Source organism: Novosphingobium sp. G106 (assembly GCF_019075875.1).
In the GTDB taxonomy this organism is placed as follows: domain Bacteria; phylum Pseudomonadota; class Alphaproteobacteria; order Sphingomonadales; family Sphingomonadaceae; genus Novosphingobium.
This window is the reverse complement of the sequence record NZ_JAHOOZ010000001.1, coordinates 3,650,942-3,673,142: the sequence shown is the minus strand read 5'-3', so window position 1 is coordinate 3,673,142 and position 22,201 is coordinate 3,650,942. Positions and strand designations below refer to the sequence as shown.

The 22,201-nt window shown below is 67.5% G+C and carries 16 protein-coding genes and 1 tRNA gene; 13 read left to right on the top strand and 4 right to left on the bottom strand.

What is annotated here, in order from left to right:
• The first annotated feature begins 191 nt into the window (after positions 1 to 191).
• The 7 genes from KRR38_RS17535 (at position 192) to KRR38_RS17505 (ending at position 7,149) form a co-directional block, all read left to right on the top strand.
• Entirely contained in the window at positions 192 to 1,166 is a 975-nt protein-coding gene (locus KRR38_RS17535; RefSeq protein ID WP_217403990.1) for an Mrp/NBP35 family ATP-binding protein, read from the top strand.
• Position 1,167: 1 nt separating this feature from the next.
• Positions 1,168 to 3,405, top strand: a complete 2,238-nt coding sequence (locus KRR38_RS17530) for a xanthine dehydrogenase family protein molybdopterin-binding subunit (RefSeq protein WP_217403988.1) — start codon at positions 1,168 to 1,170, stop codon at positions 3,403 to 3,405.
• A complete protein-coding gene (hemH, locus tag KRR38_RS17525) occupies positions 3,402 to 4,370 on the top strand; it encodes a ferrochelatase (protein ID WP_217403985.1) in 969 nt (322 codons plus the stop codon). Before KRR38_RS17530 ends, hemH begins: the two co-directional genes overlap by 4 nt.
• A gap of 68 nt (positions 4,371 to 4,438) precedes the next feature.
• Positions 4,439 to 5,431, top strand: a complete 993-nt coding sequence (locus KRR38_RS17520) for a winged helix DNA-binding protein (protein WP_217403983.1) — start codon at positions 4,439 to 4,441, stop codon at positions 5,429 to 5,431.
• A 74-nt stretch (positions 5,432 to 5,505) separates the two neighbouring features.
• Positions 5,506 to 5,581: transfer RNA gene (locus KRR38_RS17515), tRNA-Val, on the top strand.
• 76 nt (positions 5,582 to 5,657) lie between these two features.
• A complete protein-coding gene (locus KRR38_RS17510; protein ID WP_217403980.1) occupies positions 5,658 to 6,194 on the top strand; it encodes a cupin domain-containing protein in 537 nt (178 codons plus the stop codon).
• Positions 6,181 to 7,149 carry an alpha/beta hydrolase gene (locus KRR38_RS17505; protein ID WP_254514855.1) on the top strand — a complete coding sequence of 323 codons (969 nt, stop codon included), beginning with the start codon at positions 6,181 to 6,183 and terminating at the stop codon, positions 7,147 to 7,149. The genes KRR38_RS17510 and KRR38_RS17505 overlap by 14 nt, the downstream gene beginning before the upstream one ends.
• Before the next feature lie 122 nt (positions 7,150 to 7,271).
• Here the strand turns inward: KRR38_RS17505 and KRR38_RS17500 are convergent, their stop codons facing one another.
• Both KRR38_RS17500 and KRR38_RS17495 read right to left on the bottom strand, forming a co-directional pair.
• Positions 7,272 to 8,243: a DUF6607 family protein gene (locus tag KRR38_RS17500; protein ID WP_217403978.1), complete on the bottom strand. Its 972-nt coding sequence runs from the start codon at positions 8,241 to 8,243 to the stop codon at positions 7,272 to 7,274.
• 20 nt (positions 8,244 to 8,263) lie between these two features.
• Complete coding sequence (locus tag KRR38_RS17495; RefSeq protein WP_217403976.1) at positions 8,264 to 10,537, bottom strand: TonB-dependent hemoglobin/transferrin/lactoferrin family receptor; 2,274 nt, start codon at positions 10,535 to 10,537, stop codon at positions 8,264 to 8,266.
• A gap of 322 nt (positions 10,538 to 10,859) precedes the next feature.
• Between KRR38_RS17495 and ahpC the strand changes: the two genes are divergently transcribed.
• From ahpC to KRR38_RS17480, 3 genes are all read left to right on the top strand, one after another.
• Positions 10,860 to 11,426, top strand: a complete 567-nt coding sequence (gene ahpC, locus KRR38_RS17490) for an alkyl hydroperoxide reductase subunit C (protein ID WP_217403974.1) — start codon at positions 10,860 to 10,862, stop codon at positions 11,424 to 11,426.
• Between the two features lie 165 nt (positions 11,427 to 11,591).
• Positions 11,592 to 13,169 (top strand): alkyl hydroperoxide reductase subunit F, encoded by a 1,578-nt coding sequence (gene ahpF / locus KRR38_RS17485; protein WP_217403972.1) that lies wholly within the window; start codon positions 11,592 to 11,594, stop codon positions 13,167 to 13,169.
• A gap of 95 nt (positions 13,170 to 13,264) precedes the next feature.
• Entirely contained in the window at positions 13,265 to 14,212 is a 948-nt protein-coding gene (locus KRR38_RS17480; RefSeq protein ID WP_217403970.1) for a sensor histidine kinase, read from the top strand.
• A gap of 3 nt (positions 14,213 to 14,215) precedes the next feature.
• On the opposite strand, the gene KRR38_RS17475 is transcribed toward KRR38_RS17480, so the two are convergent.
• Complete coding sequence (locus KRR38_RS17475; protein WP_254515475.1) at positions 14,216 to 14,839, bottom strand: TetR/AcrR family transcriptional regulator; 624 nt, start codon at positions 14,837 to 14,839, stop codon at positions 14,216 to 14,218.
• A 114-nt stretch (positions 14,840 to 14,953) separates the two neighbouring features.
• Here KRR38_RS17475 and KRR38_RS17470 point away from each other — a divergent pair, with 114 nt between their 5' ends.
• From KRR38_RS17470 to KRR38_RS17460, 3 genes are read left to right on the top strand one after another with little or no spacing between them, the layout of a single operon-like run.
• Positions 14,954 to 16,090 carry an efflux RND transporter periplasmic adaptor subunit gene (locus KRR38_RS17470; protein WP_217403966.1) on the top strand — a complete coding sequence of 379 codons (1,137 nt, stop codon included), beginning with the start codon at positions 14,954 to 14,956 and terminating at the stop codon, positions 16,088 to 16,090.
• 4 nt (positions 16,091 to 16,094) lie between these two features.
• Positions 16,095 to 19,169 carry an efflux RND transporter permease subunit gene (locus tag KRR38_RS17465; protein ID WP_217403964.1) on the top strand — a complete coding sequence of 1,025 codons (3,075 nt, stop codon included), beginning with the start codon at positions 16,095 to 16,097 and terminating at the stop codon, positions 19,167 to 19,169.
• A complete protein-coding gene (locus KRR38_RS17460; protein ID WP_217403961.1) occupies positions 19,162 to 20,595 on the top strand; it encodes an efflux transporter outer membrane subunit in 1,434 nt (477 codons plus the stop codon). The genes KRR38_RS17465 and KRR38_RS17460 overlap by 8 nt, the downstream gene beginning before the upstream one ends.
• On the opposite strand, the gene KRR38_RS17455 is transcribed toward KRR38_RS17460, so the two are convergent.
• Entirely contained in the window at positions 20,592 to 22,169 is a 1,578-nt protein-coding gene (locus KRR38_RS17455; RefSeq protein ID WP_217403959.1) for an ABC-F family ATP-binding cassette domain-containing protein, read from the bottom strand. The two genes, KRR38_RS17460 and KRR38_RS17455, sit on opposite strands and share 4 nt — an antisense overlap.
• Between the last annotated feature and the right edge of the window lie 32 nt (positions 22,170 to 22,201).

The window sequence follows — 22,201 nt, the reverse complement described above, 5'->3', positions numbered from 1 at the left end:
GCCGCCCCATGGGCTGCGGCGTCCGGCCATGGCCAAAACACCGCTAATGAACCCAGTCTTCGGGGCACTTCCGATCGTTTTCATCCGGCACTTATAGGAAGCATTCGTCACAAAAACAGTGCCTGCCTTTGCTTTTTCCGCACGAGAGGTCCTATGGCGCGTGTCATAGTGTTTCGCAGCAAGGACGGAAGATGAGCGACGGCGATGACGGCACACTGAAAGCAGCGTTGCCGCCGCTCGCACAAGCGCGGCTGCAGTCGCTGCGCCTGGCCGATGGTGTCGCCACACTGGTGCTAGACGTTGCCGGGCTCGATCGGCTCGAACGCGACCGGATGGAGATCGCGGTCAAGGACGCGCTGCGCGGCCAGGAGGGCGTTTCCGAAGTCCGCGTGGCGATGACCGCCGACAAGCCCCAGCGCCGGCTCATCGCGGTCGGATCGGGCAAGGGCGGCGTCGGCAAGTCGACGCTCTCGGCGAATCTCGCGGTGGCGCTGGCGAAGATGGGCCGCAAGGTTGGCCTGGTCGACGCCGACATCTACGGCCCCTCGCAGCCGCGCCTGCTGGCGAACGAGGGCGTCAAGCCGACCGCGCGCGACAAGAAGCTGGTGCCGGTGCCGAGCCCCTGGGGCGTGCCGGTGCTCTCGATGGGCCACATCATCGAGCCCGGGCAGGCGATCGCCTGGCGCGGGCCGATGGCGGGCAATGCGCTGAGCCAGCTCGTCGATGCCGACTGGGGCGATACCGAGCTGCTCGTGGTTGACCTGCCGCCGGGTACGGGCGACGTCCAGCTGACCATGCTGCAGCGCTTCAAGCCCGTCGGCGCGGTGATCGTCTCGACCCCGCAGGACCTCGCGCTGATGGACGCGACGCGCGCGATCAGCCTGTTCGAGCAGAGCGAGGTGCCGATCATCGGCATGGTCGAGAACATGGCCGGCTATGCCTGCCCGCACTGCGGCGAGGTCAGCGATCCGTTTGGCCAGGGCGGCGCCGAAGCCGCGGCGAAATCGATGGGTCACGCCTTCCTCGGCCGCATCCCGCTCGACCTCTCGATCCGCCAGGACAGCGACGCCGGCAACCCGCCGGCCGCGGGCGAGGGCCCGCAGGCCGAGGCTTTCGCCGCGATCGCACGCCGGGTGGCGACCTGGCTGGACAATCAGAAGCGCTAACATGGAAGTCTCGCGGCGAGGCATCCTGATCGGAGCTTTGGTCGGGGGCGGGCTGGCCGTCGGGTATGCGCTGCGCCCGCACAAGTACGAGCCTCCGCTCGCGCCCGGGCAGAACGAGACCGCCTTCGACGCCTGGATCCGCATCGCCGGCGACGGTGTCGTCACGGTGACGGTGCCGCAGCTCGAAATGGGGCAGGGGATCACCACGCTGATCGCGCAGATCGTCGCGGTCGAGCTCGGCGCGGACTGGCGGCAGGTCGCGGTCGAGCCGGCGCCGCCGAGCCCGCTCTACGTCAATCTGCCGCTCGCCTCGCGCTGGGCCGAGCTGTGGCTGCCGATGTTCCCGGGCATCGCCAGCGCCGGCAGCCCGATCACCCGCCGCTGGGCCGAAGGCGAAGTGTTCACCGTTACGGCCGACGGTACTTCGCTCGCCGCCTACGAATATCCGGCGCGCGTGGCCGCGGCTGCGGCGCGGTCGATGCTCGCCCAGGCAGCGGCCAAGCAGTGGGATGCCGATTGGCAGGACTGCGCGGTCGAGAAGGGCTTCGTCAGCTATCAGGGCAAGCGGCTGCCCTTCGGCGTGCTTGCTGCCGAGGCGGCTAACTTCGATCCGCCCAAGGAGCCGCCGCTGCGCGTGCATCCGGCGAGGGAACGCAATGTCGATGCATTGCGTTTCCCGCGGCTGGACCTGCCGTCGAAGGTCGACGGCAGCCACCGTTTCGCCGGCGATGTGCGCCTGCCCGGCATGGTCTATGCCGCGATCCGGCACGGGCCGATCGGCGACACCGAGCTTGCGAGCTGGGACAAGAAACGCGCGCGCGGCATGCCGGGGGTGATCGCCTTCGTCAAGGAGAAGCGTTGGCTCGCTGCCGTGGCCGAAACCTGGTGGGCGGCCGAGCGCGCTCTGGTCGAGATCGCGCCGAACTTTATCGCCAAGGACCGCGCCGACAGCGGCAAGATCGAGACCGCACTCGACGAGGCGGTGCGGGGTGGTGCGGCGACGCGGCTGCTCGAACTCGGCGATCCGGGCACGCTGAAGCGCAATTTCTCTCTGGCAAAGCGCTACGACGTCGCCCCCGCGCTTCACGCGACGCTGGAGACCGCGAGTGCCACGGCGCGGCTCCACGACGGCCGGCTCGAACTCTGGATCGCCTCGCAGGCGCCCGAAGCGGCGCGGCGGGCGGCCGCGAAAGCGGCCGGCGTCGGCCTGCGCGACTGCGTGCTCTATCCGATGCCCGCGGGTGGCAGCTTCGACCGGCGGCTGGAGCACGACCACGCGATCGAAGTGGCGGCGATCGCGCGTGCGGTCGGGCGACCGGTCCAGCTCACCTGGTCGCGCTGGCAGGAGCACGTCGCCGGGCCGCCGCGCCCGCCGGTGACCGCGGTCATGGCGGCGCGGGTCGACGGTTCGGGGGTAGTGACCGGCTGGAAAGCGCGGCTCGCGCTCCCGGCCACGACTCACGAATTCGGCCGCCGCTTGTTCGAAGGCCAAAGCGACCGCCAGGCGATGAAGGCCAGCAAAGGCGAGGCCGATCCGCTCGCCATAGAAGGCGCGATCCCGCCCTATGCCGTGCCCAACATGGTGGTCGAGCACGCGCCCGCCGCGATCGGCCTGCCGACCGGGCGGCTGCGCGGCAATGCCCATGGCTACACCGCCTTCTTCAACGAGAGCTTCGTCGACGAGCTGGCGCATCACACCAGACAGGAACCGCTGTCGTTCCGCATCGCCATGCTCGGGCACGACCCGCGGTTGGTGCAGTGCCTGCAGCGCGTCGCGATCCAGGCCGAGTGGGGCGGCGGGGTCGATGCCAGCGGGCAGGGCGTTGCTTGCCACGTGATCGGCGAGGGCCGGATCGCCGTCGTCGCTACTGCGCGGCGCGATGCCGAGGGCGTGCGCGTCGACCGGATCGATGCGGTCGCCGACATTGGCCGGATCGTCAACGTCGACATCGCCCGCCAGCAGATCGAGGGCGGGCTGGTATTCGGCATTGGCCTCGCGCTGGGGTCGAGCACGGGCTACGCCGACGGCCTGCCGGTGATCGGCCGCCTCGCCGAGCTGGCGCTACCGCTGCTCGCCGACTGCCCCGAGATCCGCGTCGACTTCATCGACAGCGATGCGCCCTCGGCCGATCCCGGCGAGCTCGGCGTCGCGGTAGCCGCTCCGGCGCTGTCGAACGCGCTGTTCTCCGCCACCGGCCTGCGTTTCCGCAAGCTGCCGCTGCTGTCGGAGGAGATATGATCGGGATCTTGCTGGTCAATCTCGGCACGCCCGATGCGCCAACCCCGGCGGCGGTGCGCCGCTATCTCGCCGAGTTTCTCTCCGATCAGCGCGTCGTCGAGATTCCGGCTCTCGTCTGGCAGCCGATCCTGCGCGGCGTGATCCTCAACACGCGGCCGAAGAAGTCTGCGCATGCCTATGGCCTGGTCTGGACCGAACAGGGCTCGCCGCTCGCCGCGATCACGAAGGCGCAGGCGTATGGTCTGCGGGCCCGCCTGGGGGAGACTGCCCGCGTGCGCTGGGCGATGCGCTACGGCAATCCCTCCATCGCGGTGGAACTCGCAGCGCTCCGGGCCGAGGGTTGCGACCGCATCCTGATCGCCCCGCTCTATCCGCAATATTCGGGCGCGACGACGGCTTCGGCGATGGATGCGATCGGCGCGGCCCTAGCCAAGCTGCGCGCGCAGCCGGCGATCCGCACGCTGCCGCCTTATTACGCCGATCCGCTGCACATCGATGCGCTCAAGGTCGACATCGAAGGCCAGCTCGCAGGCCTTCCCTTTGCGCCCGAAGTGCTGCTGCTCTCGTTCCACGGCATGCCGGAGCGGACCACGCGCCTCGGCGATCCCTATTATGGCCAGTGCCTCGAAACCGCACGGCTGCTGGGTGAGGCGCTGGGCCGCAGCGACTTGCGGATCGAGACCAGCTTCCAGTCGCGTTTCGGCCGCGCCAAGTGGCTCGAGCCCGCGACCGACGTCGTGATCGCCGCCGAGGCTGCCAGGGGTACGAAACGCCTGGCCGTCGTCGCACCGGGCTTTTCCGCCGATTGTCTCGAGACGCGCGAGGAACTGGCGATCCGCGGCCGCGACCAGTTTATTGCGGCCGGCGGAAGCGATTTCGCCACGCTCGACTGCCTGAATGACGGCGCGGCGGGCATGGCCATGCTCGAAGCCCTGGTACGGCGCGAACTGGCGGGGTGGATTTGATCCATTCTTGACTTAACCCCTATTTGTTCTACTCTTGTTCGCACCTAGCGAATCGGAGACGGAACGTCATGCCGCAAGCCAATTTCGCCTACGCCCGCGTGGCGGAAGAACCCGCCAGCGGTCCGGCCGACCTCCCGCTGGCAATTTCGGTCTTCGCCGACCGGCCGCATCTGCGCGCCGAGATGGAAGGCGATGCCGCGGCGGCGGGTTTCCGCATCATCCAGGCGGCCGAAGTCTCCAGCCTGCTCGAAGGGGAGGCGCGGCCGCTCGGCGAAGTCGTGCTGCTCGACTGTCCGGTGGTCGATGGCGGCGTGCTGGCGGCGCTCACCCGGCTCGATCTGCGCGCGGCGAACAGCGGCGCGCAGCTCGTGGTCTCGACCACGGTCGCGGCGCTCGACGACGTCTTCGCCTGCATGGACCAATCGACCCCGCAACTGCTGGTCGACCCGAGCCGCGCCGAACGCGTGATCGCGCTGGGGCGGGTCCTGGCGCGCGTACCGCAATTGCGGCTGCGCGAACTGGGCGAAGCCGATCGGTTGGTCTTGCTGCGACTGACCGAGCAGGTCGCGCAGATCGCCGAGCGGCTCGAAAGGCTCGATCCGACCACGCCGAGACATTCGGACCCTACTTTCCGGTTCGAGGCGCCGAAGTCCGACTTCGCGAAGACCGGCGATGGCGACGGCGAACGGCTGGTCCGCCAGGTGCGGCCGCCGCTGCCCGACCCGCGGCTGCTGCGCCGCATCATCCGCCAGCGCCAACTGCGCGCCCGGTTCTTCGAAGGCGATCTTTTCGCCGATCCCGCCTGGGACATGCTGCTCGATCTCGCCGCGGCGCGCGCCGAGCACAAGCGCGTCTCGGTTACCTCGCTGTGCATCGCCTCGGGCGTGCCGCCGACGACCGCGCTGCGCTGGATCGGCCAGCTCACCGATGCGGGCCTGCTCCAGCGCGTCGAGGACGACACCGACCGCCGCCGCGCCTTCATTGCCCTGACCGACCGCGCCGCCGATGCCGTAGCTCGCTATTTCGCCGAACTCGGCAGCGGTGCCGGAAGACTGGTCTAAGCCCCTTTCGCGCCCGCTGGCTTTGAGCTAAGGGCGCGCCTCGGCCCCCTTCGCCATCCGGCCTGGGGCGTGCCGGGCGCTTAGCTCAGTTGGTAGAGCATCTCCTTTACACGGAGAGGGTCGGCGGTTCGAGACCGTCAGCGCCCACCATTCCAAAGTCCACGCGATTGACTCGGCTCTCGGAAAGCCGAAACTGTACTGTGCCGACAGAGCGAGGACGAGAGAGATGCCCAGCGATACCGAACCCAAGCCGTTCGAGATATTCCGGAAGGCGGACTATCGCGACTACGGCGAGCACGAGATCATGGACATCGTCGCCGACAGCCCGGCGATCGTCGACGGGCTCACCCAATTCCACCGCGAAGGCGCCTCGGCGGGGCAGCAGGTGCGCATGGCCTACTCGCGCCCCGGCTTCAGCCTGACGCACGTCTGGTTCAAGAGCGGTTATCCGCTGCCGCTGCATTCGCACAGCAGCGACTGCCTCTACTACATCGTCGCCGGCAGCGTCCGCATGGGGCATGAGGAACTCGGGCCGGGTGACGGCTTCTTCGTCGGCAAGGAAGTGCCCTACACCTACGAAACCGGCCCGGAGGGTGTTGAAGTCCTCGAATTTCGCAATACGGACAATTTCAACATTCGCTTCATGGCGAAGGCTGCCGCTGCCTGGGACAAGGCCGCGGCCCGGATCCAGGCACGCCGCGACGACTGGGAAAGCGAAGTGCCACCCAGCCGGCTCGCTGCGAGGGCCGATGCCGATGGCTGACTTCGGCGGGCTGGTCGATCCCGAGCTGCGCGACGCCGCCTGGATGATGCGCGAGACCACCGCGCTCTACACGCCGATGACGGTGGGCAAGCTGGCCCAGCGGCGCGAATGGATGCACGCGAACAGCCAGCCGCCGCTGCCCGACGTGCCCTATTTCGAGCAGCATATCCCGCAGCTGAACGGCCCTGACGTCCTCGCCTATGTCGTGCTGCCCAGGCCTGGCAATTCGGGTCCCGGTATCCTTCACATGCACGGCGGGGGTTTCACTGCCAGCACGGCGCGGAACAGCCTGCCCTCGGTCCAGGCGCTGGCGCGTGCGCTCGATTGCCCGATCGTCACGGTCGATTATCGGCTTGCGCCCGAGACGACCTTTGCCGGATCGCTTGAGGACAACTACGCCGCGCTGCTCTGGCTGCACCGGCACGCCGCGGAGATCGGCGTCGATCCGGCGCGCATCGCCATCGCCGGCGAAAGCGCGGGCGGCGGCCACGCCGCGCTGCTTGCGATCGCCGCGCGGGACCGCGGCGAGGTGCCGATCACGTTCCAGTGCCTGACCTATCCGATGCTCGACGATCGCAGCGGCACCTCGCGTCAGCTCGCCGAGCATATCGGCTATTTCGGCTGGACCCCCGAGGCGAACCGCTTCGGCTGGGAGAGTTTCCTCGGCTGTACGCCGGGTGGTGACGACGTGCCCTGCACAGGCGTGCCGGCGCGCTGCGCCGACCTTGCCGGCCTGCCGCCGGCCTGGATCGGCGTAGGCGGGCTCGACCTCTTCGTCGAGGAGGACATCGAATTCGCCCAGCGGTTGAACGCGGCGGGCGTTCCCACCGAATTGCTGGTGGTGCCGGGCGCGTTCCACGGCTTCGATATGTTCATGCCCGGCGCCGCCGTATCGCAGCGTTTCCACGCGGCCAGGCTGGACGCGCTGCGCCGCGGGTTGGGGATCCCCTCATAATAAGTTCGTCAACCCGGACTTGATCCGGGGTCCCGCTCGTCGCGTCCGAACGCAAGGCCGAAAAGGAAGCGGGATCCCGGATCAAGTCCGGGATGACGATATGGGTGTGGGGTGAGGACGCTCTAGAGCTTGCGGACCTTGGCGAACAGCGCACGCGCTTCGGTCAGGGCCTTGGCCGTGGTCGTCTTGCCTTCCTGGATCTCGTCGGCCAGCTCCAGCAGCCGGCCGCTGATCACCGTGCCGGTATCGGCCTGCTCGTCGACGGCGATACCGTTGCCGGCTGCCGCCAGCGCATCCCACTGGGCGCGGATCTGCGCCCAGTAGTCCTTGGTCGCGGCCCAATAGTCGTCGGCCGCCTTCACGTTGAAGTCGGTCGAGCGGGTGTAGGTGTTGAGCACGTATTCCTGGACGATCGGCACCAGCTTGCCCTCGCGCAGCGCCATCTTGGTGTTATCCTGCCAGTGGATCCAGCCGTCGGGCGTGTCCTGGTGGCGGTTGATCGACAGGTAGCGGTCATAGACCGGCTTGCGCACCGCGTCGCGGCGGGCGAGCGGGCGCCAGGTCCAGTTGGAGCGCCAGCGGCGCACGCCGCCCTGCGTATCGAACTGGCCCCAGCCGCCGTAGCGCGGGCTGTCGTCGACCTGCCAGACGGTCTGCGACCAGCGGCCCTTGCGGAATTGCTCGGGCACGTCTTCCCAGCGCCAGGAGTTCGTGTCCGAATAGACCAGCACGCGCGCGGGCTCGTATTCCCAGTCCTGCCGCCAGTGCTTGATGACGTGGGTCTTGCCCTCGTGGGTGATGACCAGGAGGTGCTGCAGCGAGATCTTGCGGCCGGTGTCCTCGATCACCCGGACGACCTCGTTGCCGCCCGAGACCTTGTTCGGGATCGGCTCGTAGGCCGGATCCCAGCGCGTCGATTCCTGCATGTCGAAATTGACGTCGAAGCTGCCCGCCATCTTGAGGATGTCGGCGCGGTCCTGTTCGAAAGTGGTCGCAGCCTGGTCCGCCGCGATCGGCGGGTGGGCGAGGGCAGGGGCAGCGGTGCCGGCCAGGGCCAGCAGCGCGGCGCCGATGAGCATGGAATAGCGTTTCATTTGGAGTTTCCCCTCTCTTTTTAGAAACTGTAGCTCAGCGACACGCTGACGTTGCGGCCGGGCTGGGTATAGGCATCGGCGACCGGCGGGTCGACGAAACCCGTGGCGGGCAGCGTCGCCGCGACCAGTGACACGCCGCGCACGTCGCTCCACCAGGCGTATTTCGCGTCGGTGATGTTGAACAGGCCCGTACGCAACGTCAGGTTTTCGATCGGCTTCACGAAAGCCGTCGCGTCGAGGATGGTAAAGGCCCCCGGACGATAGGCGTTGGCCACGGCATCGCGCGCCGCCTTCTGCGCCGAATGGGTCATGATCAGCTGCCCGCCGAAGCGACCTTCGCGCTCGCGGTAGCCGATGCCGGCGATGAGCTTGAGCGGATCGATCGAGGAGAGCGGCGACTGCACGGTGCCGCGTGTCGTCGTGCCCTTGGCATAGGAGATCGCGAGCTGGCCGGTCAGGCCGTTGCCCGCGGTGAGGTCCAGCTTGCCTTCCAGGCCCTTGATCTTGACCTTCGCTAGATTGACGTACTGGAAGATGATCGGGTTGGCGACGGTGCCGGTGCCGCTGATCTGCTCCTGGCTGATGAAGTTCTTATAGCGGCCCGAGAAGCCGGTGACGCTGAGGAACACATGATCGCTCGACAGGCGGACGCCGCCTTCGATCGTCTCGCTGGTCTCGGGCTTGAGGTTCGGGTTGGTGATCGTGCGGTAGGCGCCCTGCGGCGAGGTCGGGTTCTCGAAGAACTGGTTCACCTGGCTCGGTGCCGGCGCCTTGAAGCCCTGCGCATAGTTGGCGAACAGGCTGAAGCCGCCGCCCAGCTTGACCATTGCGCCGATCTTCGGCGACAGCCGCGAGCCGTCCTGCTTGGCCGCGGCGAAAGTCGGTAGCAGCGGGTCCTTCTGCGGGCTCAGCTTGTAGTAGTCGAAGCGCAGCGCCGGATAGAGTGCCAGCGTCTCGCCCCCGATCAGGATGCGGTCGGTGACGTAGCCGCCGGCCAGCGTGTAGTCGGTGATCGGGAAGGCGCGCGTCGGGAACACGTCGGGCGCGGTTGGCACGGTGCCGTCGCGCAGGCCCTTCTGCCGCGTGACAGAACCGTCGACGCCCCAGGCGAACTCGTGCTTGATCGCGCCGGTTTCCAGCTTGGCGCGGAAATCGGCGGCGCCGCCGATCACGCGGTTGTCGAAGGTGTTGATGCGCGTGCGGTCCGCGGCGGTGTTGCGGTCCTCGGCGATGAACTGGCGGTTGTTGCCCTGCTGCCAGTAGGCGGTGAGCTGGATGAAATCGATTCCTCCCTCACCCTCATAGCGCCAATCCACCGCGGCCCGCTTGCGCTCGACGGTGTCGTGGGCCTTGAGGCCGATGACGCTGGTCGAGGCGCCGGCCACGGGGGCGACGCCGCTGAGCACGTTGGTGTCGACGACGTTCTTCTCGTATTCGCCGGTCAGCCGCAGCCGGCTCGAGGCGCCGGTATCGATCACCAGCTTGCCGAGCACCGCGTCGGATTGGGTGTCCTGCGGGTTGGGTGTGGTACGGTTCGAATTGGGCACATCGACCGTGCCCTGGTTGTCGAGCTCATGGCCGTCGCGCCTGGTATAGGCGATCATGCCCGAGATGGCGCCGCCGCGGGCGGCGAGGATCGCGGTCTCGCTGAATTCCTCGTCGGCGGAATCGTAGCCTGCGCGGAAGCGGCCGGCGACATTCCCGTCCTTGAGCAGGTCCGAGGGATCGGTGGTGGTGAAGCTCACCGCGCCGGCGAGGCCGTCGCTGCCGTAGAGCGCCGAGGCGGGGCCGCGCAGGATCTCGACCGACTTGACCAGGCCGAGGTCGACATAGGCGCCGCGGCCGGCCGCCTGGGCGCCGAATTCGAAGCCGTCGGGCACGCGCACGCCGTCGACCTGGATCAGCACGCGGTTGCCGTCGAGACCGCGGATGTTGAAGCTCGATGCGCCATCACGCCCGGTCACGCCGAGCGCCGCGCCGAAGCGGCTGGGCGACTGGCGGACACTGACGCCGGGCTCGAAGCGGACGAGGTCCTTGATGTCCGAGACCATTTCGTCGGCGATCTGCTCGTCGGACTTGACGGAGATCGTTGCGGGCACGTCTTCGATGCGGACTGGCGTACGCGTGGCGCTGACGGTGATCTGGTTGAGCAGTTCGGCCCAGAACAGCCCGTCGTTGTCCTGCGCTGCGGCCGGTATGGCGCTGAGTGCGGTCGCGATTGCCAGACTGGCGCAGCCGTGCCTGATGGCCGAATTGATCGTGTTCCGGACTAAACGCCCGTCTTGCAGTCTCATGATACCCCCTATTGATAATGCAAGTGATTCGCAATATCGTGGAAAATTGAGGGAGGTGGGTTTGGCCGTCAAGCGGTTTCACATCGAAGCAGCGCAACGTGGAAACCGACTTAACTGCCGATTGTAACGATGAAGGTTGAAAGCCGGTGCCGCATCGCCTATGTGCGGGACGATCCGGCCTGTTCGCTTTTTTCGCTCACCGGACTTCTCATTAATCGGCTGATCCGATCAATGATGCTAACAATTCCCATTAGCGATCAGTGCCCCGGCACCCTAGTTAGGCTCGGTCAGTTTCAAACCCGAGCCAACTGGAGAATTTTACATGGGTATCGTCGGAAGCAAGCTTAAGCCGTTCAACGCCACCGCCTTCCATCAGGGCAAGTTCGTCGATGGCATCACCGAGGAAACGGTTAAGGATAAGTGGGCCGTCTTCTTCTTCTATCCGGCCGACTTCACCTTCGTCTGCCCGACCGAGCTGGAAGACCTGGCCGACGTGTACCCCGAGCTGCAGAAGCTGGGCGTCGAGGTCTATTCGGTCTCCACCGACACGCATTTCAGCCACAAGGCCTGGCACGACACCTCGCCGGCGATTGGCAAGATCAACTACTACATGCTCGGTGACCAGAACCACACGCTGAGCAACAACTTCGGCGTGCTGCGCGAAGGCGTCGGCCTGGCCGACCGCGCGACCTTCGTCACCGATCCCGACGGCACGATCCAGCTCGTCGAGATCACCCCCGAGGGCGTGGGTCGCAACGCCGCCGAGCTGCTGCGCAAGATCAAGGCCGCCAAGTACTGGCGCGAGCACCCGGGCCAGGTCTGCCCCGCGAAGTGGGAAGAAGGCGCCGAGACCCTCGCGCCCTCGATCGACCTCGTCGGCAAGATCTGATGAGGCTACCGGCCGGGCGTTTCGGCGCCCGGCCACCCTTCGCGGCCAGAGCCGTTCCGCTTCCGATTGCCCTCCGCGATCCGAACCGGAACCGCTTCAGCACCATTTCCCCTTCTCCGTCGCCCCGAGCGGCGGATCGCCCCCTCATGTCCAGAAAGGCCCGTCATGCCCATTCTCGATGAAGCCACCACCGGCCAGCTCAAGGCCTATCTCGGCAACCTGCGCCGTCCGATCGAGCTCGTCGCCAGTCTCGACGACAGCGCCAAGTCGGCCGAGATGCGCAGCCTGGTCGAAGAGATCGCGGCGCAGTCGGACAAGGTCTCCGCGCGCTTCGACGGCGCCGATGCCCGCAAACCCTCCTTCGCGATCCGCGCCGACGAAGGGCGCGCCGAGGCTGTCTTCGCCGGCCTGCCGATGGGCCACGAGTTTACCTCGCTGATCCTCGCGCTGCTCCATGTCGGTGGTCACCCGCCGAAGGAAGAAGCCGAACTGCTGGACAGCGTCCGCGCGCTCGAAGGCGAATTCCACTTCGAGACCTTCTTCTCGCTGTCGTGCCAGAACTGCCCCGACGTGGTGCAGGCGCTGAACATCATGGCGGCGCTGAACCCGAACGTCAGCCACGTTGCGATCGACGGCGCGCTGTTCCAGGAAGAAGTCGATCGCCGCAAGGTCATGGCCGTGCCGATGGTCTTCCTCAACGGCGAGGTCTTCGGTCAGGGCCGCATGGACCTCGCGCAGATCATGGCCAAGCTCGACACCGGCGCGACCCAGCGCGCGGCCGAGAAGATCGCAGCCAAGGATCCCTTCGACGTGCTCGTCGTCGGTGGAGGGCCCGCCGGTGCGGCGGCGGCGATCTATGCCGCTCGCAAGGGTATCCGCACTGGTGTCGCGGCCGAGCGCTTCGGTGGCCAGGTGCTCGATACCCTGGGAATCGAGAACTTCATCTCGGTCAGCCACACCGAAGGGCCCAAGCTGGCGATCGCGCTCGAGCAGCACGTCAAGGACTACGAAGTCGACGTGATGAACCTGCAGAAGGCGGTCGAGCTGATCCCGGCCAAGGGCGTAGGGGGGCTGCACGAAGTGCGTCTGGAAAGCGGCGCCAGCCTCAAGGCGCGGACGGTCATCCTCTCGACCGGCGCGCGCTGGCGGCAGATGGGCGTGCCCGGCGAGGACGCGTACCGCAACCGCGGCGTCGCCTATTGCCCGCACTGCGACGGCCCGCTGTTCAAGGGCAAGCGCACCGCGGTGATCGGTGGCGGCAACTCGGGCGTCGAGGCGGCGATCGACCTCGCGGGCATCACCGCCCATGTCACGCTGATCGAGTTCGACAGCCAGCTGCGCGCCGATGCCGTGCTCCAGGCCAAGCTGCGCAGCCTGCCCAATGTCACCGTGATCACCTCGGCGCTGACCACCGAAGTGCTCGGCGACGGCGAGAAGGTCGTCGGCCTGCGCTATCGCGACCGCAATTCCGAGCAGGAGCATCTCGTCGAGCTGGAAGGCATCTTCGTCCAGATCGGCCTGATCCCCAATACGGAGTGGCTCGACGGCGCCGTCGCGCTGTCGGGGCGCGGCGAGATCGAAATCGATGCGCGGGGGGCGACCAGCGTGCCCGGGATCTTCGCGGCGGGCGATGTCACCACCGTGCCCTACAAGCAGATCGTCATCGCCATGGGCGAAGGCTCCAAGGCCTCGCTCTCGGCCTTCGACCACCTCATCCGCACCGACGTGATGGAGCTCGCTTGAGGCGGGGGCAACTACCCCGGTACTTATCGGCCCCAGTACTTCTCGGCATTGACTCTCTCCCCGCCCGCACGGAAACATGTGAGGGCGGGGAGACTATGAGAACAGCAGGCCTAGGCTTCATCACGCGGGCCATCAAAGCCCATCCGTCGTTCGGCGAAGGCCTTGTCCGAGCTACGTTGGCCGTAGCCATTCCTACGCTGATGCGCTGGTTCATCGACCGCGGCGCCTATGGCGCGCCCTTCATCCTTTATTTCCCCGCGATCCAGATGATCGCGACCTATCTCGGCTGGCGCTGGGGCGCGGTGACCGCGGTGGGCAGCGGCATCGTCGGATGGGCGGTGTTCCTGCCGCCGCAATTTTCCTTCGCGGTCACGGTCGGCGAGGTGGTCATTCTCGTGCTCTTCGCGGTCTCTGCGGCGACCATGGTCGCCGTCGGGGAGGTGCTGCGAAACTCGGTCCTCGAACTCGCCGAGCGCGCGGGGCAAAGCGATGATTTCAACCGTGAGCTCCAGCATCGAACCAAGAATTCGCTGCAGATGATGCGCGCGCTCGCGTCGCAGGCATCGAAGGCGACCGACCCCGCGGAATTCTACGAGATGCTCGCCGGCCGCCTGGGTTCGCTCGCCAAGGCCAACGAATTGCTGCGCTTCGGTGCGCTCAAGTCATGCCGGATCGACGATCTGGTCGATGCCGCCATTGCGCCTTTCGCGATCCAGCAGTTCGATACCTCGGGTCCCGACTGGGCGGTGTCGCGCAATGCCTGCACGCCGTTGATGATGGCGCTTCACGAGCTTGGGACCAATGCCAGCAAGTACGGCGCGCTGTCGGCCGCAGGCGGCAAGGTGGAGGTTACCTGGCAGCCCGGCGACGAGGAAGGCGAGTACCGGCTCACCTGGAAGGAAATCGGCGGTCCGCCCGTGGCCCAACCGACGCGGCGCGGAATGGGAACGCGGCTGCTCAAGCCTTCGGGCGGCGTGCGGCAGGTCGAGCTCCGCTTCCTGCCCGACGGTGTCGTTTGCGAGATCGTGGCGGCGAGCGCCTGAGGTTCAGCGCCGCACCATCTGCCCGAACAGCCGCGTGACGCGCTGGGCGAGCGAAGCTGCGCCTTCGTCCTTGGCGATCGCTTCGTCGAGCAGGCCGTGCAGCCCGTGGAACATGAAGGCAGCGCAGGTCACCGGCTCCTCGATCGACCAGGCCCCGGCTTCGGCGCCCCGGCGCAGCAGCGCAGCGAGACTGACGACGAAGGCCTCCTCGCTGATCACGCAGCGCTGGCAGACTTCGGGATCATGGAAGATCGCATCGTGGAGCAGATAGGTCGCGAGATATTCGTCGACCGTCGCATGGGTCCAGGCGGCGAGGCGGGCGTCCCAGTCCTGCGGAGCACAGGCATCCATTGCCGCGTCGACGAGGTCCGAGAAGCGCTGCGAATAACGCCCGCGCAAGGCTTCGAGCATGGCGGCGCGGTCGTGGAAATAGTGGTAGAACGTGCTCTTCGCGACTCCGGCGCGCTCGGCGATGTCCTCGATGCTGGTCGCCATGACGCCTTTCTCGACGAAGAGCGCCGCGGCGGCATCGAGCAGGCTGGCGAGGCGCAGGTCGCGTTGGCGTGGTCCGGGCGGGGCGCCGGCGAGGCGGGAAGGGCGGCTAAGCGTTGTCGGCAGTGGTGGCATTGCAGTCACAATACGCTTTTTGCCTCCGCTGTGCGAACAAATTGCATTTGACCTTGCACTGCAACATCAATAATCGACCGGCAGTCGATTAATGCATGCAGGGGCAATCCGGCCATGTCGGGCGATGAGGTAGCGGTAGCGGAGCACGACGAAGGCGCGCAGCGCCGAAACCTGCGGCCGGCGATCATCGTGGTCGTTGCCGTCGTGGCGATCTTCGTACTTCTGTTCCTCTGGCGCGCGTGGCGCACGGCCCCGCCGCCGCAATCCGCACCGCCGCCGACTTCGGTCGTCGCCACGGTCGTCGGCCCGACTCGCGTTCCCTCGGCGCTCGAAGCCGTCGGCTCGCTGCGCGCCGTGCGCGAGGTCATGCTGGCCCCCGAAGTGGCTGGGCGGGTCTCCTCGCTGGGCTTCACCGGCGGCCAGTACGTCGGCGCCGGTGCGACCTTGGTCCAGCTGTACGACGGACCCGAGCGCGCCGACCGCCAGGCCGCCGCCGCCAAGGCTGAATTCGCCCGCCTGCAGCTGGCCCGCTCGCGCCAGCTTGCGCCGAGCGGCGCGGAATCGCGCGAGACGCTGCAGCAGCGCCAGGCCGAATACGACCAGGCGATCGCCGCGGTGCGCCAGCTCGATGCGCGGCTCGTGCAGAAGCGCGTCGCCGCGCCTTTCGCCGGGCAGATCGGCGTGCGCCAGGTCAACCTCGGGCAATATCTCAATCCCGGCGATCAGATCGCTTCGCTGACCGCGCTCGACCAGCTGTTCGTCGATTTCACCGTGCCGCAGCAGGAACTGTCCAAGCTCCAGCCCGGCAGCGAAGTGCGTGTCACGTCCGATGCCTGGCCGGGCCGCACCTTCACCGCGCGCGTCACCACGGTCGAGCCGCGCGTCGACGACAAGAGCCGCAACATCTGGGTCCAGGCCACCCTGGCCAATCCCGACAAGGCGCTGCGCCCCGGCATGTACATCACCGCGGCGTTGACTCTTGCACCGATCGAGGGAACGCTGGTCGTGCCCGTCACCGCGATCATGACTTCGGCCCAAGGCGAAAGCATCATGGCGATTCGGGGCACCAAGGCCCGCAGCGAGGGCAAGGCCGAGCCGGTCGCGGTCAAGACCGGGCGCCGTTTCGGCGACTCCGTTGTCGTCACCAGCGGCATCAAGGCCGGCGACGTCGTCGTCACCGAAGGCCAGCTCCGCGTCCAGCCGGGCGCAAACCTGCGCGTCTCGCGGCTGATCCCCGCCAGCGGGGGCTGAGCCCATGCATTTCACCGACCGCTTCATCCGCAGCCCGATCCTGGCGATCGTCGTCAGCCTGCTGATCCTGCTGGTCGGCGGCGCCTCACTGTTCATGCTGAACACGCGCGAATATCCGAACATGGAAAGCGCGTCGATCGTCGTCACGACGTCCTATCCGGGCGCGACGCAGGAGGTGATGCAGGGTTTCGTCACCACGCCGATCAGCCAGGCGATCGCGACGGCGAACGGCATCGAATACCTGACCTCGACTTCAAGCCAGGGCATGAGCACGGTCACGGCCAAGCTCGTGCTCAACGCCAATGCCGACCGCTCGATGACCGAGATCCTGGCGCGCGTGCAGCAGGTCAAGAACCGCCTGCCGCCCGGCGCGACCGACCCGGTGATCAACAAGATCACCGACGGCGTCGCCGCGGTCCAGTACATCACCTTCCAGAACCCCAAGCTGTCGATCCCGCAGCTCACCGACTTCGCCAGCCGCGTTGCCGAGCCGCTGTTCACTTCGGTACCCGGTGTCGGCAAGGTCGAGATGGGCGGCCAGCAGATCCTGGCGATGCGCATCTGGCTCGATCCCGACAAGCTGACCGCGCGCGGCATCTCGGCGGGCGAAGTGGCCGAGGCGCTGCGCGCCAATAACGTCCAGTCTGCCCCCGGCCAGCTCAAGGGCGCGCGTACCGCAATCAACATCACCGCCTCGACCGACCTTCGCGGCGTCGACGATTTTCGCGCGATGGTGATCAAGACCACGGGCAACTCGATCGTTCGGCTGGCCGACGTGGCCACGGTCGAGATCGGCGGCCAGAACTACGACAGCAACGCGATGAGCAGCGGCAAGCCCGCAGTGTTCCTGGCGATTTCACCCACGCCCGACGGCAATCCGCTGGAGATCGTTGCTGCGATCAACAAGCTGCTGCCGGGCATCGAGCGCGTCGCGCCGCCGGGCACCAAGGTGTTCAACCAGTTCGATGTCGCCCACTTCGTCAATGCCTCGATCGAGGAAGTGCAGTCGACGCTGGTCGAGGCGATCGTGATCGTCGTAATCGTGATCTTCCTGTTCCTCGGCTCGCTGCGCGCGGTGATCATCCCGGTCATCACGATCCCGCTTTCGCTGGTCGGTACCGCAGCCCTGATGCTGGCTTTCGGCTTTTCGATCAACCTGCTGACCCTGCTCGCCATGGTTCTCGCGATCGGCCTCGTCGTCGACGATGCGATCGTCGTGGTCGAGAACATCCACCGCCACATCGAGGAAGGTCTGTCGCCGATCAAGGCCGCGCTCGTGGGCGCGCGCGAGATCGTCGGCCCGGTCATTGCCATGACGATCACGCTGGCGGCGGTCTATGCGCCGATCGGCCTCATGGGCGGCCTGACCGGCGCGCTGTTCCGCGAGTTCTCGTTCACCCTGGCGGGGGCGGTCATCGTCTCGGGCGTGGTCGCGCTGACCTTGTCGCCGATGATGAGCAGCTACCTGCTCAACGATGCGGTGAGCAGCGGCAAGCTGTCGCGCAAGATCGAAGCGAACATGGAGGGCGTGACGCGGCGCTACGAGCACCTGCTCGGCAAGGCGCTGTCGATGCGCGGCGCGGTGTTGCTGGCGGGGCTGGCTGTGCTGGCGGGCATCGTCATACTGTTCACCGGCGCGCAGCGCGAGCTCGCGCCCGAGGAGGACCAGGGCGTCATTTTCACCCAGCTCAAGGGCCCACAGTACGCCAGCGTCGACTATACCGTCCGCTATGCCAGCGAGATGGACAAGATTTTCCACGACCAGAAGGAATACCGCAGTTCATGGTTCGGCTCGGGGCCGGGCAACACCGGCTTCGGCGGCATTATCCTCAAGGACTGGGACCAGCGCGAGCGCAGCGCCGCGCAGATCCAGGCCGAGCTCAACCAGAAGGGCGGCGGCCTGACCGGCGTTTTCGCCGCGGCCTTCCAGCCGCCCTCGCTGCCCGCCGGCAGCGGCGGTCTGCCCGTGCAGATGGTGATCCGCTCGTCCGCCGATTTCAGCGAGATCTACCAGCAGATGGAAGCGATCAAGGGCGCCGCCTGGGGCAGCGGCCTGTTCGCCTTCGTCGACAGCGACCTCGCTTTCGACAGCCCCGAGGCGCGGATCACGATCGACCGCGCCAAGGCGGGCGAGCTGGGCGTGACGATGGACGCGATCTCGGGCACGCTGGCCACCTTGGTGGGTGAGAACTACATCAACCGCTTCAACTACTACGACCGTTCCTACGACGTCATCGCCCAGGTGCCGCAGAATCGCCGGCTGACGCCCGACAGCCTCGGCCGCTTCTACGTCAAGACGCAGTCGGGCGGGCTCGTGCCGCTCTCGACCGTGGTCAAAGTCGACATGCGACCGCAGGCCAACATGCTGCCGCAGTACAATCAGATGAATTCGGCGACGCTCTCGGCCATCCTCGCGCCGGGCACGACGATGGGCCAGGCCGTGGCCTTCCTGCAATCGCAGAAACTGCCCGCAGGCTTCGAGGTCGACTGGCTCTCCGACAGCCGGCAGTATGTCTATGAGGGCAACGCGCTGACCGTGTCGTTCGGCTTCGCGCTGGTCGTCATCTTCCTCGTGCTTGCCGCGCAGTTCGAAAGCTTCCGCGATCCGCTGGTCATCCTGGTGACCGTGCCGCTGGCGGTCTGCGGCGCGCTGGTGCCGCTCTATCTCGGCTTCACCACGCTCAACATTTACACCCAGATCGGCCTCGTCACCTTGATCGGGCTCATCTCGAAGCACGGTATCCTCATGGTCTCCTTCGCCAACGAGATGCAGCACAACGAAGGGCTGAGCCGGATCGACGCGATCCGCAAGGCGGCCTCGGTGCGCATGCGGCCCGTGCTGATGACCACCGCGGCGATGGTCGCGGGCCTGATCCCGCTGATCTTTGCTGCCGGCGCTGGCGCGTCGAGCCGCTTCGCCATCGGCATCGTCGTGGTCATGGGCATGCTGATCGGCACGCTGTTCACGCTGTTCGTGCTGCCGACGGTTTACAGCTTCATCGCCCGCGACCACTCTGCCGCCGCCGACAGCGAACGGTCGAAGGTCACCATCGACGAACCGGAGGTGGTCCATGCGTAAGGCCGCCGTACTGCTCGTTTCGCTGCTGGCTTCTGCCTGCGCGGTCGGGCCCGATTACAAGCGGCCCACCAGCCCGCCGCCCGCCGCCGGCGCCTTCCAGACCGTTGTGCCGGGGACCAGCACGGCGGCCGCCGACGACAAGTGGTGGCGGCTCTACGACGATCCTGCGCTCGATGCGCTGATCCAGCGCGCGCTCGCGGCCAATACCGACCTGCGCGTCGCGCGCGCGAATCTGGAACGGGCTCAGGCGGTGCTGCGTGAGGCGCGCGCCAATCTGCTGCCGCAAGGCCAAACCACCGGCAGCGCCCAGTACGGCAATTCGCAAGGCGGCGGCGGGAACGGCAATTTCCAGCAAGGCGGCGGGGCCTCGCAATGGTCCTATAACGGCGGCATCGACGTCCAGTGGGATATCGACCTGTTCGGCCGCCTGCGCCGGACCGTCGAAGCCACCCGCGCTGATGCCCAGGCCGACGAGGCCGCGCGCGACCGCGTCGCGTTGACCGTCGCGGCGGAGACTGCGCGCGCCTATGTCGATGCCTGCGCTCTGGCCGAGAGCATCGAGGTGGCGCGCCAGTCGGCCGACATCGCCGGCCGCCAGCTGACCTTGCTGCAGGAGCGCGAGCGCGCCGGCGCAGCGGCAAGGCTCGATACCGAGCGGTCCGCCACGGCGCTGGCCAACGTCCGCGCCGAACTGCCCTCGCTCGAAGGCCGCCGCCGCGCCTCGCTGTTCGAACTCGCGGCGCTGCTCGGAGCGACGCCGTCCGAAGTGCCTCAGGAGGCGCAGCAGTGCCGGCGCGCGCCCAAGGTGCTGCAGGTGATCCCGGTGGGCGACGGCCAGGCGCTGCTCGCGCGCCGGCCCGACGTGCGCGAGGCCGAGCGCAAGCTGGCCGCCGACACGGCGCGGATCGGCGTCACCACGGCCGAACTCTATCCGCAGATCTCGCTGGGCGGATCGGGCAATTTCTTCCGCAACGACCAGGTCCGCGGCTCGGATTCGTTCACCTTCGCACTGGGTCCGCTGCTGTCGTGGTCCTTCCCCAGTATGCTGGCAGGGCGGACGCGGATCGATCAGGCGGAGGCGACGACCCGGGCCTCGCTCGCGACTTTCGACGGCACCGTGCTGACCGCGCTCAAGGAGGTCGAGCAGGCGTTGTCCTACTACGCTGCCGAAGGTGAGCGGAACGCGCGGCTGCGCGAGGCGGCGCAGCATGCCGATGCCGCCTACAAGCTCGCGGATCAGCGGTTTCGCGCGGGGTCTATCGGCCTGATCGACCAGCTCGATGCCCAGCGAGAGCTGACCACGGCGCGCAGTGCGCTGGCCGCATCGGACCAGCAGCTCGGCTCGCTGCGGGTCGACCTGTTCAAGGCGCTGGGCGGCGGCTGGGCCGACCTTCCGCCGGTGGTGGCGCAGGCCAAGCCGAACTAGAGCTCGATCGTCCGGGTCACGCCGATGGCTTCGAGAAAGGCCGGATCGTGGCTCACGGCCAGGATCGCGCCGTCGTAAGAGCGCAGCGCCGCTTCGATCACTTCGACCGAATCGATGTCGAGGTGATTGGTCGGTTCGTCGAGCAGGAGCAGTTGAGGCATCGGTGATGCCGACAGCACACAGGCGAGGCCAGCGCGCAGGGATTCGCCGCCGCTGAGCACCGAAACCGGTTTTTCGGCGTCGACGTTGCGGAAGGCGAAACGGGCAAGCGCGGCGCGGGCCTGGTTGTCGGTCAGCGCCGGGTTGAGCCGACGCATATTTCGCAGAATACTGGCATTCCGGTCGAGCAAGGCGACTTCCTGATCGAGCAGCGCTGCGCGTTCGGGCACCGATTTCACGGTGCCGGACTTGGCAGCCAATGCGCCACCTATCAGCCGCATGAGCGACGTCTTGCCCGCTCCGTTGCGCCCGATGACGGCGATCCGCTCGGGCCCGGTGATCGTGAACGAGAGATCGCGGATGATTGGTTCGTCCGCCGGCCCCCACGAGACGTCGTCGAACGAGACCAGCACACGATTGGCGGGCAGGCCCGACGAGGGAAGCTCGATCGTGAAAGGTGTGACCACCTCTACCTGCGCACGGGCCGCGACGAGTGTCGCCGCGCTCTCCTCGCCGCGCCGCTCGGCCAGCGAGGCCCCGCGGCCCGCGCTATTCTCGGCACGCTCCTTCTGGCGGCCGAGCAGGATCTTGGGTGCCGACCCGCTGGCGGCGTAGGTGCGGCCAGCCTTGTCGCGCCGGGCCTGCCGTTCGCGCGCCGCCTGGGCCTCGCGCGTCTGGGTCCGGGCGTCGCGGCCGGCGCGGTCGAGCTCGGTCTCGGCAGCCTCGCGCGCAGCGTCGCGGGCGGCAACCCATGACGACCAGCCGCCGCCGTGGACGGTGATGCCGGTGGGCGCGAGTGAAACGATCCGGTCCATGCCCTCCAGCAGTTCGCGGTCGTGGCTGGCGACAATCGCCGCGCCGCGCCAGCCTGCGAGCAGTTCCGCGATCGCCGCGCGGCCTTCGGCGTCGAGGTTGTTGGTTGGTTCGTCGAGCAGTAGCAGGTCGGGTGGGTCGATCAGCAGGCGGGCAATGCCGATCCGCGTCCGCTCACCGCCGCTGAAGCTGGCGAGCGGGCGGTCGAGTGCGATGGGTGGAAGCCCCGCGCTGTCCAGTGCCTCCGTGATGCGCGCAAGCAGGGTCCAGTCGGCCTCGGCGAAGTCGTCGTCGCTGCCCTGGCCTGCTTCGATGCGATCCATACGGGCAAGTGCCTCGGCGACGCCCAGCGCATCGGCCGCCGTGGCATCGCCCGCGAGCAGAGCCTGACGCAGCATGCCGATGGTGCCGGTCCGGGTGACTGTGCCCGCGCTCGGGGCGACCTTGCCCTCGATCATGCGCAACAAGGTCGACTTGCCCGAGCCGTTGCGGCCGACGAGCCCGGTCCGCTCGTCGCCGAAGCTCAGCGAGAGGCCGGAAAACAGCAGGCGGCCCGACGGCGTGGCCGCCGAGACGGAATCGAGGTTCAGGAAACGAGGCATGGAAACACTGGAAAGCAAAATCAGGGACGGGC